The sequence below is a fragment of the Paractinoplanes toevensis genome (genome assembly GCF_018332695.1).
Lineage (GTDB): Bacteria > Actinomycetota > Actinomycetes > Mycobacteriales > Micromonosporaceae > Actinoplanes > Actinoplanes toevensis.
Genome location: NZ_BOQN01000159.1, coordinates 20,043 through 42,514, shown reverse-complemented (window position 1 = coordinate 42,514; position 22,472 = coordinate 20,043). Strand labels below are relative to the sequence as shown.

The following is a 22,472-nucleotide window of genomic DNA, read 5'->3' as shown; positions in this document are numbered from 1 at the left end:
GCGCAGCCCGGAGAGTCATCACCCGCTGATCGCGGGGGCCCCGTGGTTGGTTCGCGGGCTAAATCTCGATCCGCTGCGGCGCAAACACATTTTGTCGGTGGGTTCCGGCAGACTCGGCAGTGCTGGCATGCATCGCGAGGTGATTGACCATCATGGAGATCGCAAGCGAACGGATCAGGGCAGCGCTGGACTCGAACCCGACCCTGACTCTGCTCAAGGCCTACTCAAGGGAATGGGTGCTGCCGCTGTTCGCTGAGCACCTCGAGCAAGTCGACGGGTCGGTTTCCGCCGAGTGGTTCCACGAGCGGATATCCGAGGCACGTGAGCAGATCCCGCAGCGGCAAGGCAATGTCACACCGGCCGAGTACTGCCGCGATTGGGTCGAGAAGCGGTGGTTGGAGACCGAGACACCCAATGGGCGCCTGAGATACCGCCTTTCGCCCTATTCACTTCGAGCTTTGCGGTTCGTCCGGGAGCTCGTCGACGGTGAGACGACCGTGAGCGGTGCCCGTCTCGGCTCGATCTCACACGCGATGCGGCTCCTGGCGGATATGACTAATCCGAACCGGGACGTCCAGGTGCGCCGTATTAATCGCCAAATCGCCGAGCTGCGCAAAAGGCGCGACGACATCGCTGCTGGTCGGGTGCGTCTGGCGACCCTGGAGGAGATGAAGCAGCAACTGCGCGAGATTCTCGCGATGACACGGTCTCTGCCGGCCGATTTCCGGCAACTGCGCACGATGGTGGAAGACCGTCATCAGGAGGTTGCGCGACGGGCCATGGCCCAGGGGCCGCCCAAAGCGGACCTCGTGGAAGAGTACCTTCGCGAGAACGACCTGCTGTCCAAGACAAGCCAGGGTACGGCCTACCTCGGCTTCTCCCGGTTGCTGTCGTCCGCGCAGACCGAACAACTCCGCGCCGACATCGACCAGATCCTCGGGCAGGGATTCGCGCGCGAGCACATGACTACCACGCAGCGTGAAGAGCTCGACGGCATGCTCTCAACGCTCCTCGCCGCCGAGCTTGACGTGCAGAACAGCTACCTGCGCTGGTCCGCATCGCTGCGCCGCTTCCTCACGCGCGCTGCCCACGGCCGCCATCAGCGGCTGCTCACCCTCGCCGACCGCGCCCTGCACGCCGGTGCCACCTGGACACATGCCGAGCCAGGGCAGCGGCATGTCCCACAAGACGTCCTGGGCGTGGGTCCACTTGCCGTCATCGACGTCTCCCAAACCCAGCTATGGCGCGACCAAGGCTCGCAGGAGGTCGTCGTCGAAGTGACCGAACGGCGCGGGACGCTGCCCACCGAAGACAGGGTTGCCCTACGGTTGGCCGCCGGAACCAGCCCACGTGCCGTCGGCCGAACCATTAACAAGCTGCTGGCTGTCCGGCCGGTGGTGACTGGTGCCGAAATATTCGACGCCACCCCGCAGGCGTTTCAGCGACTCGGCACCCTTGTTAGCCTCCTGGATCTTGCCGTCGTACACGGGCACATCGACGCCGACCTCGTCGAGCGGGTGCGGCTGTCCGGCGACCGCGCCACCGCCCTGATGGCAACGCTGCCTCACGTCGTCTTCGACGCTCCCGTTCCCACGAAGGAGTTGCCGTGAACGAACGCATCGACGCCCCTGCCGACGACTCGACCTCCGGCGACCACTGGGACGAGTACGGCTTCGAAGGCGACGAACCGGACAGCCAAGGCGGCTCCCAACTGCCGGCCGCAGCGCGCCGGGCACTGACGACCCTGCTGACCAATCGATTCATCACCCGATCTCGCCACCGTTCCGCCTGGGAGGCGTTGCTGGCGTATGAGAACGAGATCCGTGAACGTCTCGCCGACATGTACCTGCTGCTCATCATCGACAAGGAATACGAGGTGGCGTTCAAAAGGCAGGACCCGGCAGAGGACGCGCCGAAGCTGCTGCGCCGCGACAAGCCGCTGCACCGTGACGCGTCCCTGCTGTTGATACACCTGCGCAAAGAGCACACGTATACGGATGCCACCGATGACCCGGTCATGATCACGAGAGCCCAGATCGGCGAGTTTCTACGCCCGTTCCGGGAAGACGGCGACGGCGACGAGGCTGGGTTTGAACGCCGCGTGGACATCGCCATCCGTGCTGTCGCCGACTTGAAGCTACTAACGCCGGACCCGGATGCGGACTACTTGTTCGCCGTCTCGCCGGCGGTCGTTCCCTTGATCGGCGCCGATGAGGTAATGCGCATGGAGCGGTACTTCCTCCAGGCATCCGGTACAGCGGGCAAGGCAGACGAGCCCGACAACAAGACTGGCGAGGATCTCGCATGACCACGCCCCACGCGACTGCGGGATCCCACGAAGAAATCATGCTTCCTCTGGTTGTCACCGACGGGCAAGACCGGGCGCAGTTTCGCATCAGCGAGGTGCAAATTCTCAACTGGGGCGCATACGCCGGCCTGCAGACGATGACTGTGGCGCGATCTGGCACGGCGATCGTCGGCCCGTCCGGGCGTGGCAAGTCCACGCTGCTCGACGCCATGGCCTCGGTAATCTTGCCCAATCCGCAGGAGTTCAACCAAGCCGCCCGTGACGACCGCGGCAAGAAAAGGGAACGGACCGTCTACTCGTACGCGCGGGGTCACACCGACCAGAGGAAGGACGAGAACCGGCGGTCCGCGACGACGAACTACCTGCGACCGCCTGGCGGGCCGGGTTTCCCCAGCGGCGCGGCAATCACCTGGGAGACCCGTGACGGACGATGCGCGACCTCGTTTCGGCTGGCGTGGGTCGGCCCGGACGCCGACGGACCGGAGGCGATCAACGGTGCCACCGTGTACGGGTTCGTCCACGACCGCTTCGACCTTGCGCAGCTCAACGGCATCACCGCCATCCGTCAGGGCGCCTCCCCGCTGTCCAAGACCTCCTTGGAACGTCTGATCCACCAGAGCCGAGGCGACGTCGTGGATTCCTCGCAAGCGCGTGTGCACGCGAAAATGCGCAGCGTCATGGGGATGGGCTCCACGGACGAGTCGCAGCGGCTGGCCATGCAGTTGCTGCGGCGTGCCCAGGCGTCCAAGGGCATCTTCTCCATCAACGCCCTGTTCAAGGAATTCGTGCTCACCGAACCGCTCGCGCTGACCCGGTGGGACGTCGCCCTTGAGGCATACCGTGAGGCATCGCGATTGTACGAAGAGTTCGAGACAGCGCGACGCCGGACCGAGACTCTGAAGCCGCTTCCTCAGATCGCAGAAAAGTACCGCGCCGCCGGCGCCGACTACATAGACAAGAACAGGCTGCTGAAGAGCAACGGCGACGGCCCCACCCGGATCCATGTCTGGCATGCGGAGAAGGTCGCCGAATGGGCCGAGACCACCATCGACGACAACCGTCTCGCCAAGGCGGTAACAGACGAAGAGCACGCCGCTGCCTTCAAGGTGGCCGAAGCCGCCGACCTTCGTGAGAAGGACACCATCGCCCAGCTCATTGCGGCCGGAGGCGATCGTTCAGAGCTGATCAAAGTGCAACTGCAGCATCTGAAGGAAGAGCTGGAACGGCTCGAAGCGCGACGCCGGCGGTTCGAGAGCCGCCTTGCTGTGTTCGAGTTGTCCCTGCCTACCTCGCCAGGTGATGTGACGCTCACGCATGCCAGCCTCGACAACCTCGCCATCAAGGAGGAGAAGGCGCTGGAGGTCGTCACCGAGACGGCGACCAAGGCCGCTGGACAGCTCTGGCAGCTCCGCCAGAACGCTGAAGCGAAGAAGCGCGAGATTGCCGGGCTGCGGGCACGACACAGCCTGATCCCCGAGGACGCCGATGAGCGCCGCAACCGGATCGCTTCCCACCTCGATATCGAAATCGACCAGCTCCGGTACGCCGGGGAACTGCTCCAGCTCAAGCCCGAGCACCGCCGGTGGGAGAAGGCGGTCGTCGGTCTGCTGCTGCCGCTGGCGAGCACGCTCCTGGTCGGAAGCCATGACTTCGCACGTGTCCGCAGATACGTGCATGACCACGACATGCGGGGATCGATGACCCTCGCCCCCGCCGTCTCGGATTCGCCGGGCCCCATGCTGGTCGACGGCGGTGTCCCTGCACTGCTCGACATCGCCGACCACCCATTTCAAGGATGGCTCGCAGGTGAATTGAACGAAACCGCGAACTACTACTGCGTCGAGACTGACGCGGAGCTGGACCACCGGCGTCCCCATTGGGCGCGCGGCTCGATCACCCCAGCCGGCATGCGCACAGGCTCCCGAAACCGGTTTATCAAGGACGACCGCCGGCTGCGTTACCCCTGGCTTGGGTGGGACACCCGGCGGACGCTGCTGGAACTGGGCGAGGAACTCGAGTCCATCCAGCGGGAGCTGCAGGTAGCGGACGTGTCGGCTGATGAGGCCGGTCGACGCCGTGAGTCCGCGCGCAGCCGACTGGAAGAACTGCGAGCCATCCGCTCTGACCTGACCTGGGACGGGATCGACACCTCAGCTGCCCAACAACGGATGGGCGAGCTCGAAACTCAGCTCGCACAGGCCAACTCGCCCGAAGTTGCGCACCTGACCAAGCTGTTGAAAGGGCAGCGTGACTCGTCCATCGCCGCCAGCCGTGAGGTGAAGCGACTCGAGGACGAGCAGACGAAACTCGACAAGGAGTGGGGCAACCTTGTCACCGTCGTGGACGAGGCCAAGGACCGGGTCGAGGCAGGGCCACCACTGACACACGACGAGCGTGCTGCGCTTGCGGCTACCCCGTTCACCGCACCGGTCGACACCACCGCGGTCACGGCGAGCCTGAAGGCAGCAATGGAGCACCTACGCGCGCAGATCGAACGGCACAAGGATGATCGGGAGAAACTTGAGACGGCCGTGGTGGGCCACATCGCCGCGTACCGCAATCTGGATGAACGAACCGCACGCGAGACCGACGGCACGATCGATTCCTTACCGGCGGTGCTGGCGATATATCGGCAACTGGTGACCGACGACCTGCCCCGCGCGAAGGACGCGTGGCTGGCGAAGGTCGACGAAGACATGAACCGGCAGCTACGCGGCCTGCTCGTGCAGATCGACGACGACGCACGGACGATCAAACGAGGCCTGGCCCCTATCAACGACGTTCTGCAGCACGTTCCGTTCCGCTCAGACGCCACATTGAGCATCGAATCGGTCGAACGACCAAGCGGTGACCTGAAGGAATTTCGCCAGATCATCACCCGGTACACCAGCAACACGGTCGGTATGGACATCGAACGCAACGCCGATCAGGTGGAGAAGTCCTTCACCCGCCTCCGTAAGCACTTGTCCAGACTCGATGACCAGTCACGGGCCGGCGACGCATGGCGACGGCGGGTATTCGACGCCCGCGAGCACGTCGAGTTCCAAGCCATCGAAACCCGCCCAGACGGGATCAAGGTGATCCATGACGGCGTGTCCGGCATGAGTGGCGGCGAGGGACAGGAGCTGATCGCGTTCATCCTCGGCGCCGCCCTGCGGTTCCGCCTCGGCGAAGGCCACGAAGGCCCGCCCAGCTACGCGTCGATCATCCTCGACGAAGGATTCGTCAAAGCCGACAGCGACTACACCGGCCGGGCACTGTCTGCCCTGCAAGCCCTGGGCTTCCAACTCATCGTGGGTGCACCCAGAGAGAAGGCGACCGCCTTCGAGGACTACGTCGAATCCGTCGCCTACATCAACATCAATGTTGACGATCCCGCGCGCGTACGGATCTATCCGATGACGATGAAAGAGGCACTACGTCTGGAAGGCGAAGCGTCGGAATAATGCGAAGTCCCGATATGATCATCGAACTTATACACACCCGGTACCGCAGCACTTGGCGCGACTGGCTCCTGCGAGGCGACGAAGCGACGTTTTCGTTTCCCCTCGCTGCGCCGACGGCGCAGACGATAGCTCGCCACTCCGACGCTATCGGGCAGTGGCTCCAGGACTGGCGGAGCTGGGCGAAGGCGCACCCCGCCGCCCGGCTGCGCAATGCCCAGCGCCGAACCATCGTGGGCGCCCAGGAAATATTCACCCACCTTGACATCGCCACGATCAATGACCTTGTCGCCCTCGATCACGACCTTGCCGACCACTGGCGGCGGGCGAACGCCAGATGGGCGCGGCTTAGCGCACTGCCTGGCGGTGTGGACGCGGAACGGCTGCGCCCCGATCTTCCGCAGATCGTCGACATGGACGACGCCGACTTCAAGATCCTGCTCGATGCCGTCATCTGGTTCACGGAAAACCCCCGCTCCGGACTGATCATCCGACAGGTGCCCGTCTTGGGAATGCACACCAAATGGCTCGCCCGGAACCGCCGACACGTTCTCGCCTGCCTCAACATCACCCCAAAGCCGAACGCCAGCGCCGAACAGCCAGACGAGGAACTAGAACAGAGCGACCTCGACCCGCTCGGACTCAAAGCGCTGCCCGTGCACATCGACGTTATCCTGGCCGACCCCTCCGAACGCGCCTTGGCGGGCGGGCTGCGACACGTAAACGCGCCCTTGCCGCAGATCGACGCGCTACCCATTCGCCCCGAGACGGTCTTGATTGTCGAGAACAAGGAGTCTGCCTACCTGATACCCGACCGGCCCAGAACCGTGATCGTCCACTCGCTCGGCAATCACCTCAACGTTCTGGACCAGATCGGCTGGCTGGACGACGCGCGTCAGCTGTACTGGGGAGACCTCGACCGCGCCGGCTTCACCCTGCTGTCACGTGCTCGTACTCGGCTTCCGCACCTCGCTTCCGTCCTCATGAACCCCGCCACGCTCGCGGAGCACCAGGCACTGGCCGTCAAAGACGAGACACGAGCCGACCCGCCCGACCCCAATCTCACCGACATCGAAACCGCCGCCCTGACCGCCTTGTCTACAGAGCACGGCAAATATATGCGGCTAGAGCAGGAACGCATCCCGTCGCCGTACGTCCTTGACCAGCTACGACGCGCCATGGACGGAGACCGTTCCAACGAGCCGAATTAGCCCTTGCCGAGTCGTGTGACCGTCTGCTGGGCCGGCTCGGCGCTGGCCACGAGGAGCGCGGCGGCCCTGGTGACCGACAGTGGAGCTTGACGTGGATCTACGAGACTCCTGGTTGAGACAGGGCTGCGCATCCCGCCGTTCGAGCCGGCGGGGTCCGGAACTGCCGGAACGGGTCACCGCGGCCGCGGTGATCTGTCACGTGCCTCCGGTCGTATTCTCCAGCCCCGCCGACCCGGACAACACCGGGCCGGTGACGCCGAGACCGCCGAGGCGCCCGGTGCGTGGGCGAAACCCGGGCACACCGCCGCGGGCGACTTGACCGCAGTCAACGCCCGCGACCACGAGAGGTACCAGCCCTCTCGTGGTCGCGGGCAGCACCAGCCTCCCCGGCTTCCCGGCGATCTCGCGCTGTCGAGCCGAACAGCTCGATAGCCAGGACGGAAACCCCGCCCTCAGGCGGCGACCATGAAGCGGGCCGGTGAGGGTTCCTGTTGTCGGATGGCATCGACGACGAGTCGAGCGGTCGACTCGGCGGCTTTCTTGGCGTTTTCGGGGAGTATGGCGGTGTAGGTGTCGGCGGTGAAGGCGTAGCTGGTGTGCCCGAGCATGTCTTGGACGGTTTTGAGGTCGGCGCCGGCGGCCAGGGCGAGGGTGGCGGAGCCGTATCGCAGGTCGTGCAGCCGGATGGGGGGCGGCCCGGACGCGGTGACCAGGGTGGCGAAGCGGTGGGTGAGCCAGTCCGGCCGTAGCGCTCGCCCGTCGGGCGTCGTGAATATCGGCCCACCGGGTCTCCAACTGGTGCCGACGTCGTGGAGCAGGAGGCGTTGCCGGCGTTGGTGCTCGCGCAGCACGGCAATGGTGGCCTTGTCGAGGCGATGGTGCGTTGCCCGGCGGCGGTCTTCGGTGCGTCGAGGTCGGACCAGCCGTGGGCGTGGGCGATGTTGTGGTTGACAGTGAGGGTGGCGTCGGTCAGGTCGGAGTCGGTCCACCGCAGGGCGCACAGCGGATCGTCGCGGACGAACAGCAGGAACTGCGCCAGTTGTGCGGGTGTCCAGACCGCCACCGTCGGCCGTTGCCCCTCACGGCGCCAGGCGGCGACCCGGGCCGTGGTCCAGGGTTGCGGTCGGTGCCGTTGTGGGCGGGGCAGCAGGACCCGCCGGGCCGGGTTGACCTGCAGCAGCCCTTCCCGGATGGCCATGTTCAAGGCGCGGCGCAGGGTGCCGCGCATCCGTTGCAGGGTTATCGCGGCCATCGGCGTGCCGGACCTGGTGCGCTGCGCGGCGATGGCGGTGAACATGGCCCCGATGTGCCCGGCCCGCAGCCCGGTGAGCAGGTAGTGGCCGAGGTGCGGGATCAGGTAGCGGTGGACGTGGATGCCGTAGCCGGCCGCGGTGGACCGGCGGACCCGGCCGGGCAGGGCTTGCAGCCAGTGCAGCAGCCATTGCTCGCCGGTGACACCGCGGGCGCTGCCCTCGGTAGCGACCGTGGCCTCAGCGAAGCCCGCCGCCAGGGCCCGGTCTCCACCAACGTGGCGTGGCGGCTGCGGCTACCGCGTGGCGGCCGGCCTCAGGCGGTCGCCTGGACCCGGGAGCGGGAGAAGCTGTGGTGGGCCACCGGCGCCCCGGCCACCGGTTGCGGTGTGGGAGGTCGAGCACGTCGCGGAGTTCCTGGAGGCCGTCCAGGACGACCCGTTGTTCCCGCTGTGGTGGCTGATCGCCCTGCGCGGGCTGCGCCGCGGCGAGGCTGTCGCAGTGCGCGGCTCAGACCTGGACGAGCGGTACCGCGAGCTCGGCGTGAAGCGGCAGCTGCTGGTCGTCGACGGCAAGGTGCACCTCGGGCCGCCCAAATCCGCCGCCGGGGTACGCGCGCTGGCGTTGGACGAGTTCACCAACCAGCTACTTCGCCGGCAGAAACGGGCGCCAGGAACGCCGGTTCGCCGGGACCGGCCTCAATCCGCACGGCTACCTGTTCACCCACCCCGACGGGCGGCCATTACGGCCGGGCTGGCTCAGCCACCGCTTCCGCACCCTGGTCCGCAAGTTGGGGCTGCCGTCAGTCCGGTTGCACGATCTACGGCATGGCGCGGCAAGCCTGGCCGGCGCCGCCGGCGTCGAGCTCAAAGTGATCCAGCACGACCTCGGCCACTCCAGCGCGGTAACGACTGCAGACACGTATTGGACGGTGTTCCGGGAGCTGGCGCATGGAGCGGTCGCTGCGACGGCGGAGTTGCTACGGTCGCATGCCGATTTAGGTTGAATCTGGGTGCAGCTTCACAAGCGTGACGAACTGACGGAAGCTTCCATCTTTGGTCCGACGGGCTCCGATATCAGAGAGTAGTACGGCGGTTACATCGACCCTTCGTCAGTAGTGAAGGATTGCCGCGCGGCCTCGGGTTCGTCAGGAGTTCCCGTCAATGACAACGCGGCCTTGGGCCGAGGCGCGCAGGTAGAAAGCTGTGATCGCCTGAGAAGTGGCTTCTAGCTCTTCACCGGCCGCATTCCAGCCCTCCTCGACTAGGCCTGCAGCGATGCGCGAGACTCCCTTTATTGTCAGCCTGAACCTCGGACCATAGCCGAATCCAGGGCAATCTCGACGTCTAATCCTTGCAATGCGGCTTGCATCCACGGGTAATTCTCGGGCCGCTCATCCCAAGCCTGATTGACGGCTAGATAGTCCTCCGCCAGCAGGTCTTCCTCCTTGTCGAGGGCGGATACCGCCTAATCTACAACATCCTCCTCGCGCCAGATTTAGAGGAACAATTCAGGATCGCCCTCGATACGCTCGGCCAGCTCGGGCTGAACCTTCGCCAAGTACACGGTCATACTCATGGCACCTACCCATAAAGCCACACGCCAGGCCTAACCTAGCAAGAGTCAATGTACAACTTGGCCACTGACCTTCGCTCCCGTCGCCCACAGAATGAACCGATGCCGATCAACGAGGGCCAGCCGGCGCGCTAGCGAGAACCTGACTGGTCGGCTCGAACGATTCAGGATAAATCCGCGAGATAAAGTAGCCGTTACTTATAGCTCGACTTATCGTGATTCGGGGCCGAACGGCGAAGCAAACTTCAGCTTGTCGACTTTCAACGCCTTCGCCTGCTCGTCAACGAATGCTTCCAACGCATCAACGTTATCGGCTCGCTCGACTAAGTTTTCGAGCCAGGCGTCCGCCGAGTCGAAGCCATCCGGCGCGTGGCGCCAGGACTTCACCAAACTGCGGGCAAAATCGACTGCAATAGTCTGCCTTTCAGGCGACCCCGAAAGCGCACTCAATAAAACCAGTGTTTCGATTTCTGAAGTGGGCCCAGTTGGCAAATTGGCGGAGCCGAAAAAACTCCTGTAGGCGTCGAGTATTTCAGCGGCTGTCGGGTACCGGTCCAGCGGCAGCGGCGACTGGGCACGCAGATCAGCTGCCGCAGCAAGAAGAGTATCGACGTCGTCATCGAAAGAAATTCTTCTCTGAATTCCCGTTTTCCCTAGAAGACGGTGATCGAGGCCCAGCGAAACGACAGGAAATTTCATGGTAAGCGGATGCACATGTGCAGACGGAAAGTACTGCGTGCCACTTCTGGCGAGATCGAGTGAAATCCCCTGAAGTACAGGCCCGATACGCCGGAGCAAACGCAATGGACGCCAGAGTTCAAATCCGGGAAACATTTTCTCCCACTGCTTGCCGACTCGTCGCTTTACCTGCGCGTCAGCCATCACGGAGTCACCTCAATCCCGAGTAGGCCGCCATTCAAGCCGCCGCCGGGTCTCGGAAAGGCTTTCAGCGTTCCAATCCGCGTAGCCCCGCCTATGCCCCGATCCCGGCATCACCACGAACTTGCAATCGAAACGATTCCGCGCCTGGCCGAAGACGTACGGACGACTACTTTCAGCCATCCCATTCGAAACTCATGGACCGCGCAGAAGCTCTTCTCGATCGACGCCTTACTCAGGAGTTCGTACACCCTTCATCGATTCCCCAGTGCGTCTCCGATATTCATTCCGAGCCAGGTACAACAGCGTTTCCGCCGACTGGAGCCGCGGAGCGACGAAGACACTGAATTGCCCAGGATCCGAAATTACTTCGTGAGCCGAAGCGCGCCCCGACAGCAAGCATGCACACCTGGCATAGAGAAAGTGGTCTTCGGTCTGATCGAATACGGCTCCACTCGGCAGCTCAATCGGAATGGAGGCCAACGAGCCGAGATTGAGCGCCTCCAGCTCTACAGCAAGATGACCTTGAAACGCAACCAAGCCTTCGAGGTCTAGCGCTCGCAGACGATTCTCGACGTCCGTCAGCGCGGCCTCAACATCGGACCGATCAACTATCGAACAGGATCCTACAACAGTCCAAAAATCGAACGCCATCATTTGCCCCATTCTTCAGCCCCCGGCAACATCGGTTGACTTCGTCTTCCGAGAATCGACTTCCCCGGCGATGCTTTCTGATTGGAAAGCGGAACGCCTTGTCGTCGCAACTCCTCCATACGAAGATGCTCGGCAACGAACACGTCATCCTCGCATCCGCAAACGTGGGTCACCTTCACGTCGTCCAGGCTAGACAGCCGTCCAGAATCCAGATGATCCTGGAGCCGGTTCGTCAGATTCATCGACTTCCCGACATAGGTTTGACCAGGATTGTGCTGATCCGCGAACTCGTAGATTCCCTGGTCTTTGCCGCAGTTGTGAACGAGTACTGGAGCGGTGCCGGCGAATACGTAGTAGGTGTGGATGTCGCTGACCGTGAGATCACGCATCTCACGAGTACCCGTGGTGTTCGCGACCACCATGACGGTGACGTCGCCTTCACCTTCGACCTGCAGGTGGTGGCCGGCCCGCAGGTCCTGAGCGTCAGTCCACTTGCGGTCGGTGGCGTCCCAGAACGGGTGATGCCAGGTGGTTTCCAGTGCTGACTTCTTGCCGTCTTGGTCCTGGACGGTCAGGGTGGTCAGGTCGTGGTCGGTGTTGCGGTGCAACTGGGTGACCGGTTCGGCCTTCGACACTCCGCTGTCCGGGTCGGTGGCTAGGACTTGGTCGCCGACGTTGACGTCCTTGATCGGCCGCTGGCTGCCATCCGCCATCAGTACCCGCGAATCGGGGTCAAAGCTGTGGCGCGCAACACGTCGAGTGCCGGTCTGGCAGCCGACGACTCCACCGGCAGCCGTTTCGACGCCGCTGATGAGGCCGGATTTGCGGGCATCTTTGAGTGCTGTGCCGGTGTTGATGTGGGTTTTGCGTTCGACTTTGCCGAGACCGGGGACCATGCCCAACGCCATGGATCTCGGGTCGATCTTGCCGGTGTTGGCCAGCTGGCTGATGCCGTCGATGGCACCGTTCTCCACCATCTCGGTGGCAACACGGCCGGTCAGACCGGTCGCGGCCTTTCCACCGATCATCGTGGCAGCCTTCGCGAAACCGCCACCACCACCGGTCCCGCTGAGCAGACCGTTCACCGCGCCGGTACCCGCGGATCCGAGAGCGTCGCCCCAGGAGTTGATGTCGCCCTGCAGCGCATCCTTACCCATGTTGATCAACGCACCGGCGCCCGCCATGCAGGCCAGCGCCGCGACACCGGCCGTGACCACACCACACGCTGCACCAGCCGCGATGGTCAGCCCGATCGCACCGATCTCGTAGATGACGTCCTTATGCTCGACCACAAATTTTTTGGTCTTGTTCCAGCCGTCCTTCAGCACGGCGGAAGAGACGCTGCCCACCCGCTTGGCGCCGGATAGGATCGGCCCGGCGCTCTGCTTGATGACTTTGAGTGAGGCTTTGCCGATCTTTTTTGCTTTGTCGATGCCGGAAGCGAGGGTCTTGCTGGCTTTTTTCTTAACTATGGAATAGCCGATTTTGACGTTCCGCTTTAGTTTCGAAACACCGGCGTCGACCTTCTTTTTGAGTGACTTCGCTTTATGTATTGCTGCTTTCTTGAGCTGGTGGTATTTCTGGCTGACCGTGTTCATGCCGGTCTTGAGCTTGGAGCCGAGGTACGAGGTGGAGGCGCTGTAGGCCGATGAGGCCTTGCTGTAGCCGTACGACGCGGCGCTGGAGATGACGCTGACGGTCGCCCGCACCGGAGCGGTAACGACCTTGACGGCCTTCTTCGCCCAGCTCGGCACGCCCCAGTGGCCGGAGGGGTCGGTGACGGTCAGCGGGTTCGCGTCGCCGTACTGGTAGCGGTTGGCGTTGACCGAGTCCGGCACCGGGCTGTTGTTGGCGGTGTCGCGGGTGTCGAACTGGCCGGTGTCGGTGTTGTACCAGCGGGCCATCATGTTGACGCGGTTGGTCGAGTTGTCGGTGTATTCCGACTGGTAGCCGAGGCTGCCGACCAGCGCCCCGCTGGTGGCGATCACCTTGCCGAGCGGGTCGTAGTTGCGTGACCCGGCCAGGGTGGTGCCGGTGGCGGTGAACTGGGCGACGATGTCGTCGTGCAGGTCGGTCCAGGCCAGTTTGGTGCCGGCGCTGGTCGCTTCCGCGACCACTTCGTTGCCTCCGCCCCGCACATAGGTGGAGGTGCCATCGCCGGCCAGATCGTTGTCGGTGCCGGTGTAGGCGAAGCCGGTCTGCATGACCCGGCCCAGACCGTCGTAGCTGTAGGTCTTCGTGCCGCCGCCGTTGTTGTATTTCTGGGTGATGACCTGTCCGAACGCGTCGGCCTTGGTCTGGTTGGCGCCGGAGGAGGACAGGGTGCCGCGGGCGGTGTAGGCGTAGCTGGCGCCGTCGCCGGTCAACAGGCGGTTGCGGGCGTCGTAGGTGAACAGCTTGCTGCCGTTCTGCAGCCGGTTACCGGACTTGTCGTAGGCATAGGCCGTGGTGGCAGTGCCGTTGTTCCACGAGGTGAGCCGGTCGGCGAGGTCGTAGTCGTAGGTGTTGGTGGTAGTCGTGCCGCCGAGGTTGGTGGTCGTCTTCGACGTCAGATCGCCGTTGTCGTTCCACCCGTAGCCGATCTTCGCGATCGTGGTGCCGGCGGTGTTCTTCAGGTCGTCGCCGGTGAGCCGGTGCTGTTTGTCGTAGGTGAAGGTGCGGTAGTTGTTACCCGCCCCGTAGGTGATTTTCGAGAGGGTGTTGAGGTTGGTGTAGGTGTACAGCTGGGTGACGTTTTTGCTGGTGTTGGTCAGCTGGTCGACCCGGCCGGCGCTGTCGTAATGGAAGGCGGTGGTGCCGGCGGCGTCGGCGCGGCTGGCCAGGTCGCCGTCTTCGTCGTAGGTGTAGCTGGTGTTGCCGGACGTGCCGGTGATCGATTTCGGCAGGTTCCGGTCGTCGTAGCTGATCGTGTTGGTGCCGGTGTTGCCGTTGAAGCTGATCAGGCGGCCGTCGAGGTCGTAGCCGAAGGATCGGTCGGTGGTGGTGGCTTCGGCGCCGGTGCCGGCTTGTTTGGTCAGCTGTCCGAGGTCGTCGTAGGTGTTGGTGGTGGTGACGCCGCCGGGTTGGACGAGTTTGGTTGCCCGGGCGGCGATGTCGTAGCTGGTGGTGTAGGTGCGGTCGGCCGGGTTGGGGTAGGCCGTGGTCGCCGGTTCGATCTGCGATTCGGGCAGGCCCCAGGAGTTGTAGGTGGTCCAGAACGCGTTGCCGCGGCCGTCGGTGAACCGGGTCTGGTTGCCTTCGAGGTCGTAGCCGAAGCTGGTGTCGATCGCGGCGGAGCTGTTGATCGGCTGGTGCTCGGCGGTCAGCACCCCGGTCGCGTCGTAGGTGAACGTGGTGCGGGTGTGGCGGGCGTCGGTCGAGGCGATGACGTTGCCGGCTGCGTCGTACTCGCTGGACTGCGACTGCAGGAAGGTGTCGTTCTCGTCGTAGAAGGTGGTGCTCAGCGCTCGTCCGGCGAGGTCGTAGCCGGTGGTGGTGTAGGTGCCGTCGGCAAGTGTGGTCTTGACTGGCCGCGCCCCGCCGTCGTAGGTCGTGGTGGTGACGTTGTGGGCGCCGTCTTCGCTGCTGACGGCGTCGCCGAGTTGGTTGTAGGTCGTCTTTGAGGTGACGCCGCGCGGGGAGGTGACGGTGGTGGACCAGCCGTCGGCCGGGCTCTGCTTGTAGTTGTAGGTGGTGGTGTAGGAGGCGTTGTCCTGCCGGACCGCGTCGGTGATGCTCGCCTGCCGGCCGAGGTAGTCGTAGGTGGTCGAGGTGACCGCACCGGTGGGTGAGGTCATGGACAGCTGGTTGCCGACCTTGTCATAGGTGTACTTGGTGACCGCGCCGTTCACGGCGGTGACCTTGGACAGCCGGTCGAGTTGGTCGTAGTCGAACCAGGTGTTGTTGCCATTCGGGTCGGTGGTGTGGTCGACCTGCCCGGAAGCGGTGTAGTAGGACATCGTCTCCGGGACGATCTCCGTGGTGCCGGGGCCTGGTGGGGTGTAGGCGGGCTGCCGTTCGAGCGTGGCGCGGCCGTCGGCGTCGTAGTAGGTCGCCGACCAGTTACCCAGGGCGTCCTTGGTGTCGGTGACCTCGCCGAAGGTGTTGTAGCCGGTCCAGGACACCGCGTTCGCCTTGACCGCGGCACCCGAGGTGGCGGATTCGGCCATCGCAGCCGGCGCGGTCGTCTTGACCGCGTGCCCGTCCTCGTCGTAAGCGGTGTAGCTGGTGTTGCCGTTCGGGTCGGTCACCGAGGTGACCTCGTCGTCGGCGTCGTAGGTGTAACTGGTGCGGATCACGCCCGCGTCGGCGGCCGGGAAGGTGGCGTTCTTGATGCCCGTGACGTTGCTGCCGGTCAGGGCCTGCTGGTAGAGCTGCACGTCACTGACAGCACCGTTGAAGTAGTCGGAGTGATCGCCGTTCCACAGCCCGGTCCCGAGCACGGTGGGCACCGAGGCGGCGTACGGCTGGGCGGTGGCGCTGGCCTCGGCGGTGTCACCGACATAGAGGGTTCCGGTCTTGCTGGCGGCGTCGTAGACGCCGGTGAGCAGGGTCCAGGTGCCGGTCTGCGGGGTGGAGGTGGAGAGGATCTGTGTCCCGATGGTGCTCGGGTTGACGGTGTCGTAGGCGCCGAGCCGGAATTCCCACCGGTTGCTGGCGGAGTTGTAGCCCAGATCGAAGGCGGTCTGCTTGGTGCCGACACCGGCGACGGCTTGCATGTAGTGCCCGCCGGCGGTCAGTTTGACCCAGGCCGAGACAGTGAAGCTGCGGCCGGTGTCCACGGTCGCGCCGTTGGTCGTCGCGGTGCCGCCGGTGTTGTTGAAGGCCAGGGCGCCGCCGTGCTCAGTGCTCCAGTTCGCGCCGCCGGTGGAGCTCAGGGTAAGCGGGCTGTTGCCGGCGGTGTCGGCCGCGGTGCTGCCGGAGCCGTCGCTCATTTTCCATCGGGCGACCGGGGCGGTCGTGGTCGACCGGTAGGTGAGCTCGGCGAGGGTGCGGCCGGCGTTGTCGTACAGCGTTTCCATCTTCGCCGTCACGGTGCCCGACGCGTCGGTCTGTACGTTGCTGATCGGGTTGTCGTCAGCGTCGAAGGTGACCGACGAGGTGCGCTTGAGGGTGTCCGGGTCAGCGGTCGACGAGGTTTCCCGTCCGGCGGCGTCGTAGACGTGGCTGACCTTCGTCAGGCCGTTGTTGCTGAGCTCGACGAGCGGGTTGCCGGCCTCGTCGTAGGTGGTGTCCTGCACCTGGTAGGTGACGGTATTGCCGTTGGCGTCGGCGCCGACCCGGGTGATCGTCGCTTCCAGACCGTTGTCGGTGTAGGTGTGGTAGGTGACGTTGTTCTCGGCGTCAGTCTCGCTGGCCAACCGGCCGGCCTCGTCGTATTCGTTGTGCTCGAGCCGCAGGTCGGTCGGGTCCTGCGGGTCGTTGGGGTCGCCGGTGAAGTCTTTGAGCCAGACGTCGGTGAGGTTGCCGGTCGCGTCGTAGCTGTTGGTGGTGACGGTTCCGTCAGGGCTGGTCTGTTTGACGATGCGGCCCATGGCGTCGTAGTCGAACCAGGTCTGCGCGCCGCCGGGGGTGGTGGAGCTTTCCTCCTGGCCGAAGTCGTTGTAGGTGTGCTGCTCCGTGCGGGGGTCGTCGCCGCCGGTCGCGTCGCTGGTGGTGACCGCGGTGACGTTGCCGTCGGCGTCGTAGGTGGAGGTGGACACCCGGGTGTGCACGCCACCGGTGATCCGGTTGGTCGTCGACGGGTCGGTCTGGGTGACCTCGCGGCTCATCTTGTCGTAGGTGTGGGTGGTGACCAGTTCGTCCCCGCCGTCGGCGGTGGTTTCGGTTTCGGTCAGCACCTGCCCGAGGCCGTCGTAGGTGAACTTGGTGACCTTGCCGTTGGGTTCGTGGATCTCAGCGACGTCACCGGACTGGAAGTAGACGACCTGCTTGGTCTGCCCGCCCGGGGTGGTCACAGTCTCCGGCAAGCCGTCCGGTGGTGCGCCCCCGTCGACGGCGGCAGTCCAGTGGTCGGTGTAGGTGGTGGCGGTGACCCGGTGCAGTGGGTCGGTGACCGCGGTCAGGTTGCCGTGATCGTCGTAAGTGTTGGTGGTCAGGTACCGGTCGTCGCTCGGCGCCGCACCCGCGGTGGCTGGCGGGGTGGTCCGGGCGTCCCGGGTGGTGAGCAGCAGGTCGTTCTTCGGGTTCGGGGTCAGCGCCTTGCTGGTGGCGTCCGGGAAGTAGCTGAAGTACACCGACGAGCACTTGTTCGCGCTCTGGTCCTGGCAGGTGATCGACTGGATGGTGTTGCCCCGCACGTCCTGCAAGGTCTGGGTCAGGACACCCTTCGGGTCGTACACCATGCTGGCGTAGCCGCCGACGTCGTAGCCGTACTTGGTGGTCTGGCCACGCTCGTCGGTCTGCGCGACCAGCCGATTACCGTTGACCAGGTCGTAGCTGGAAACCTGGGTCCGGTCCTGGTCGCCGTCAGGGCCGGTGTCGGGAGTGTGCACGACGACCTGTTGCACGGGCATGGCGATCGCGGTCGCGACACCACCGATCATCGTCATCGCCACCGACGCGGTCTGCTTCGCCGTGGCGACGTGGTCGGCGACCTGCGCGGCGCTCAGCGCGGACTTGTAGACAGCAGCCTCGGCGATCGAGCCGGGGAACCAGCCGATGTCGGTGCTGCCGTTCCCAGGCCAGCTCGTCCAGCGACCGACGCCGAGGTAGGCGTGCTGGGCGCCGTAGTCGTTGGTGATGGTGGCGGTGGAGGTGCCGACCTGGGCGCCGTCGAGGTAGAGGACCTGGGTGTTGTTGTTGGTGGCAGTCAGTGCGACGTGATGCCATTTGCCGTCGTTGACACTGGCCGAGGTGACCATGTTGGTGACGTTGGTGGTCCAGAAGCTGCCGCGCAGTTTCCCGTTGACGTCGACATACAGCACCGGGGTCCACCCGCCGCCGGTCGGCTCGTCGGTGGCGGCGATCTGCGCGCCGAACAGCACACCACCGGCAGTGTTGCCAGCCGGCATGTTGAACCACATCTCGACCGTCGACGGCCCGGTGCCCGCCGGGATGTCGGTGGGCGGCAGCTCGACATAGGAGCTGCTGCCGTCGAACTTCGCCGCGCTCGCGTCCGGGAACGGCCCGGACACGCCGAGGGTGACGTTGCTGTAGGTGGCGATGCCACCCGAGACCTGGTTGACCGCGTCGGAGACGCCGTCGCCGGGGGCGTCGGCGAAGCGCCAGTAGTCCTGCGGTTTCGCGCCGAGGACCTGCCCGGCGTAGACCGCGCTGCTGCCGGCGATCTTGGGGGTGTCCAGGGTCCAGGCGCCGCCGTTCTCGTCGCCGACCCGGGCGACCCGGCCGGTGACCGCGTCGTAGTCGACCCAGGCGTTGGCGCCGTTGCCGCTGGGCCGGCCCACCCAGTCCAGGACCGGTTGGTCGTTGCGGCCGGTCCAGTTCAGCTGGCCGGCCTGCGCGGCGGTGATCGCCGTGTTGAAGAACGCGACGTCGGAGATCTGGCCGTTGAAGTAGGTGGCCTTGGCCGGCGCTGCCCCGGAGTTGGCGTGATCGGGCCAGCCCCCGCCGACGAACCCGGCGCCGACCGTGACGGTGTCAAGGCTGCGGGAGCTGACGACGGAGATCGTGCCCGCGATCGTGCCGGCCGCGTTGCCGTCGAGATACAGCGTCTGGGAGCTGCCGACGCCGGCCAGCACGACGTGGTGCCAGTTGTTGTCGGTGACGACCGTGTTCGAGTTGATGTTGGCGACGGTGTTGTTCCAGAACTCGCCGCGCAGCTTGCCGTACTTGTCGATGTACAGGGCGGGCACGTAGTCGCCGCTGGTGGTACCGGCGGTGACCTGGTCGTGGCTGTAGCTGAACAGCACCCCACCCGGCGTGGCGGTCTTGAACCACATGCTGACCGACTGGTACTGCCCGCCCGCGATCATGTTGCTCGGCAGCTGCACGAACGAACTTGTGCCGTTGAACCCGGCCGTGGTGGCGGTGCTGCCGTCCAGGTGCGCGCCTTGGCCGAGGGTCACGTTGTTGTAGGCGGCCACGTCCATACCGGCGTTGGCCAGCACGGCACTGTTGGCCATAGTGCCGCCGGCCTCGTCCAATGGCCAGTAGGCCGCTGGGGACAGGTTGAGCACCGAGTTGCGGTACTGGGAGATCCACGACGACCAGTACTGCCAGCACCGGTTTTCGCCGTCGGGCTGGCACACCTGGCCGAGCTGGTCCTCACCGCGATAGGTGTAGGTCCACACGCTGGCGCTGTCCGGGTCGTCCGGGTCGGCCCGGTCGGTGCTCACCGTTTCCACCCGCGGCGCGGACGCGCCGTCGGGCCACGACCACGACAAGCTCAGGTGGCGCCCGGAGGCGCTGGTCATCGTCGTCGGGTTGCCGTCGCCGTCGTAGCCGAGGCTCATGGTGCGGCCGTTGGCGTCGGTGATCGCGGTCAGCCGGAACACTCCTCCGCCCACACCGCGGCCGAACGTGTAGATCGTGGCGTTCTTGTCGGTCAGCGTGTACCCGGTCAGCGTCGAGCCGGACTTGGTTTCCGCGAAGGTGGAGAACCGGCCCGATGGCGGCACGAACGTCCCCGTGGCGGTCCGGCCGAACGCCACCTCCTCGCCGGTCGGGTAGGTCACCCGCACCGACTGGACCGTTCCGGCGGCGTCGGGTATCTGGGTGGCCTTCGCGTCCAGCACACTCGACCAGCCGACCCCGAACGCCGTGTCCCGGCGGGTGTCGAGGCTGTTGTAGGTGCGGGTGATCGCCAGCGACGGCCCGACGGTAGTGACGCTCGCGTCCGTCGCCGACGTCGTGTAATTGCCGATACTCGCGTCGAAGCCCTTGCCGCCGTTCTGCGCCAGCGAGCTGGTCACCGCCGGTTGCGGCACCGACGTGGTGAACGCGTACGTCTCCTGGAACGGGCTGTAGGTCACCCCGTCGAACGTTTTCACCGTGTACAGGTAAGTGGTGTTCCAGTTCAGCTTGCCCGCAGGCACCGTCCAGGACGAGTTCACCGCCGAGGACACCGCGATCGTCGACCCGTCGGTGCCCAGCACGCCAAACGTGAAATTCTGCCCCTTGCCCGGCCAGTTGTCCGAGTCGTGGCCCTTGGCCAACAGTTCCGGCGTCAGGGTCTGCACCACCGCGTTATTCGCCGGATACCGCACATCGACCTGCGGGGCGACGTTGTTGGTGTAGGTCAGCGACAGCCGCGGCTTGTACGTATCGGAGTAGTTCGCCGAGGTGAACTTCTTCCACGCGTTCACGTCGGTCTCCGACGCCGTCAACGCCAGGCCGTAGTTCGGGCTGGTCTGCCGCGCCCACTTGTCGATCACCGAGGCGTCCAGGGTGACGTTGACCCACTTACCCTTCGACCGATCCTTAGCGCTGTTGGTGCAGGCGTCACCCGGATCCGTGACCGTCAGCGAACCGATCGGCGCCGAGTAGGACGGCCCCGCACTGAGCCCGGCGTTGTTTTTCAGACTGTCCACCGTCCACGCCGATGTCGCCGCACGCACGTCGAACGCGCGGCTGACCGTACAGCTGGGCTGCCACGTCAGATACAGCTGCAGCACGGCCTTGCTGACATGCCGGCTGGTAAACCCGTCGCCGGCGAAGCTGTCGAAGTGCATGAACGAACGGGCCTTGACGGTGCCGTCGTACGTGCCGATCGGCAAGTCGTTGCCGTTCTGGTTGGTCGTCGTCGAGTCGTTGTCGACATACACATCGCCGCTGTCGATCGTGGTCGCGGTCGGGTCTACCCGCACCGGATACACCCGGGCAGGATCATCCAGCCACGCCCGATCCGCCGTGACCTTCAGAACGGTGCCACCGTCCTGCTCGGCCAGCCGGTAGGTAACAGCACCCGACTCTGCCGACCCACCGGACCGCAGATCGAACTTCGAATCCTCCATCGAGCCGTGCGGGAACCACGCCACCGCCACACCAGCGGCATTGAGCAGCTCGACCTCGCCGCTGTCGGTCATCCGCGGGGTCAGCCCGTTGAGCGTCAGCGGGAACGTCCACGACGAGGCCGCCTGCGCCGATTTGAGGACCAGCGTCTCCTTGATACCGGAGTCGTAGGTGTGCAGCTCCAGATCGGTGTCCGCCAGGATCGACGGATAGGTCGCCGTCTGACCGTCGACCCGGGCGGTCACCGGCGCGGCACCCTGCAGCGTGTAACCGGCACTCTCGCCGGTCGGCAGTTTCAGATTGGCCAGCAACGACGTTCCCGCCGGCGACGATGTGGTGGGAGCCGACGAGGTCGCCGCGGTCGTCGGGGTCGCCGCAGTCGTCGGGGTGCTCGACGGTGACGCGGCTGCTGACGGTGACGCCGCCCCGGAGACTTCGGGGGCGGCGCCGGGGTTCACCGGCGCTGACGAGGCCGCCTCAGCCGGCGATGTGGTCGCCGCGGCAGCGGCACGTGCGCCCGAGGTCTTCGCAGAAGTGGACGGCTCTGCCGTCGTTGCCGTCGGGGCAGAAGACGGCGTTGCCGTGATGGCGGCCGCGGCAGGAGTAGCCGTCGCCGTGGCCGCGGTCGCGGTCGCGGTCGCGGCGAGCGAGGCGTCGAAGCTGTTCGCCGCGGCGTGCAGTCGGCCGTCCGCCCGCTTCGTCAGATCGCTGTCGATCTTCTGCCAGTCGCCGTTCTTGTCCTGAAAGTTGACCGGATCGGCATACATCGTCGCGGACTGTGACCCGTCGGCGTTGTCGAACACGTCGGTCCGCAGCGATGAGTCGTCCGTTGACCGCTTGCTCGTTTCGGCGTCGAACCCCGGATCCGCTTCGCCTGTCGTGACAGGCTTCTGCGTCGGATCGTGCGGCTGATAGCCCGGCAGGGCGCCCTTCACTGCGGTCACCGGCTTACCGGAGCCCCGGTCCGCGTCGGTGTCGAAGTCCGCGACCGGGCCCGGGCCGTCGGTTTGCTGCGGCAGCTCCAGGTGGCCCCACGCCCATGCCGGACGCTGCGACAGCCACGACCACATCCACGAGAGCGGAAGTTTCGGGTCCTGCACAGCCCCGACCGGGGCCATGAAGGTAAACGCGAAAACCACCGCCGTACCGACAGCGATTCGATTCAACCCACGACGCACAGCCGTTCCTTCCCCCGAAGCTGCGAAGCTCCTGGGAGTTTTCTGGCTGACGTCTGACTTTTACAAGATCACAAACTGGACAT

The 22,472-nt window shown here is 65.2% G+C and carries 10 protein-coding genes; 6 read left to right on the top strand and 4 right to left on the bottom strand.

Annotated features, from left to right (window positions below):
* Nucleotides 1–152 precede the first annotated feature (152 nt).
* Genes Ato02nite_RS48120 through Ato02nite_RS48105 form a run of 4 tightly spaced genes read left to right on the top strand, consistent with a single transcriptional unit; the run spans nt 153 to nt 6,962 of the window.
* Entirely contained in the window at nt 153–1,610 is a 1,458-nt protein-coding gene (locus Ato02nite_RS48120; protein ID WP_213013452.1) for a DUF3375 family protein, read from the top strand.
* Nucleotides 1,607–2,308, top strand: a complete 702-nt coding sequence (locus Ato02nite_RS48115; RefSeq protein WP_213013451.1) for a DUF4194 domain-containing protein — start codon at nt 1,607–1,609, stop codon at nt 2,306–2,308. Before Ato02nite_RS48120 ends, Ato02nite_RS48115 begins: the two co-directional genes overlap by 4 nt.
* Entirely contained in the window at nt 2,305–5,754 is a 3,450-nt protein-coding gene (locus Ato02nite_RS48110) for an ATP-binding protein (RefSeq protein ID WP_213013450.1), read from the top strand. Before Ato02nite_RS48115 ends, Ato02nite_RS48110 begins: the two co-directional genes overlap by 4 nt.
* 14 nt (nt 5,755–5,768) lie before the next feature.
* Complete coding sequence (locus Ato02nite_RS48105; RefSeq protein ID WP_213013449.1) at nt 5,769–6,962, top strand: Wadjet anti-phage system protein JetD domain-containing protein; 1,194 nt, start codon at nt 5,769–5,771, stop codon at nt 6,960–6,962.
* Nucleotides 6,963–7,414: 452 nt separating this feature from the next.
* Here Ato02nite_RS48105 and Ato02nite_RS48100 read toward each other — a convergent pair whose 3' ends face one another.
* A complete protein-coding gene (locus tag Ato02nite_RS48100; RefSeq protein ID WP_213013448.1) occupies nt 7,415–7,813 on the bottom strand; it encodes a tyrosine-type recombinase/integrase in 399 nt (132 codons plus the stop codon).
* Between the two features lie 1,114 nt (nt 7,814–8,927).
* On the opposite strand from Ato02nite_RS48100, the gene Ato02nite_RS53160 reads away from it, so the two are divergent.
* Nucleotides 8,928–9,218 (top strand): tyrosine-type recombinase/integrase, encoded by a 291-nt coding sequence (locus tag Ato02nite_RS53160; RefSeq protein ID WP_213013460.1) that lies wholly within the window; start codon nt 8,928–8,930, stop codon nt 9,216–9,218.
* Nucleotides 9,219–9,997: 779 nt separating this feature from the next.
* Here the strand turns inward: Ato02nite_RS53160 and Ato02nite_RS48090 are convergent.
* From Ato02nite_RS48090 to Ato02nite_RS48080, 3 genes are all read right to left on the bottom strand, one after another.
* Nucleotides 9,998–10,669 (bottom strand): hypothetical protein, encoded by a 672-nt coding sequence (locus Ato02nite_RS48090; protein ID WP_213013447.1) that lies wholly within the window; start codon nt 10,667–10,669, stop codon nt 9,998–10,000.
* Nucleotides 10,670–10,897: 228 nt separating this feature from the next.
* Nucleotides 10,898–11,320 carry a DUF4240 domain-containing protein gene (locus Ato02nite_RS53155; protein WP_369076938.1) on the bottom strand — a complete coding sequence of 141 codons (423 nt, stop codon included), beginning with the start codon at nt 11,318–11,320 and terminating at the stop codon, nt 10,898–10,900.
* Nucleotides 11,320–21,522 (bottom strand): LamG-like jellyroll fold domain-containing protein, encoded by a 10,203-nt coding sequence (locus tag Ato02nite_RS48080; protein WP_213013445.1) that lies wholly within the window; start codon nt 21,520–21,522, stop codon nt 11,320–11,322. Before Ato02nite_RS48080 ends, Ato02nite_RS53155 begins: the two co-directional genes overlap by 1 nt.
* Between Ato02nite_RS48080 and Ato02nite_RS48075 the strand changes: the two genes are divergently transcribed.
* Nucleotides 21,512–21,955 carry a hypothetical protein gene (locus tag Ato02nite_RS48075; RefSeq protein ID WP_213013444.1) on the top strand — a complete coding sequence of 148 codons (444 nt, stop codon included), beginning with the start codon at nt 21,512–21,514 and terminating at the stop codon, nt 21,953–21,955. The genes Ato02nite_RS48080 and Ato02nite_RS48075 overlap by 11 nt on opposite strands.
* Nucleotides 21,956–22,472: the final 517 nt, after the last annotated feature.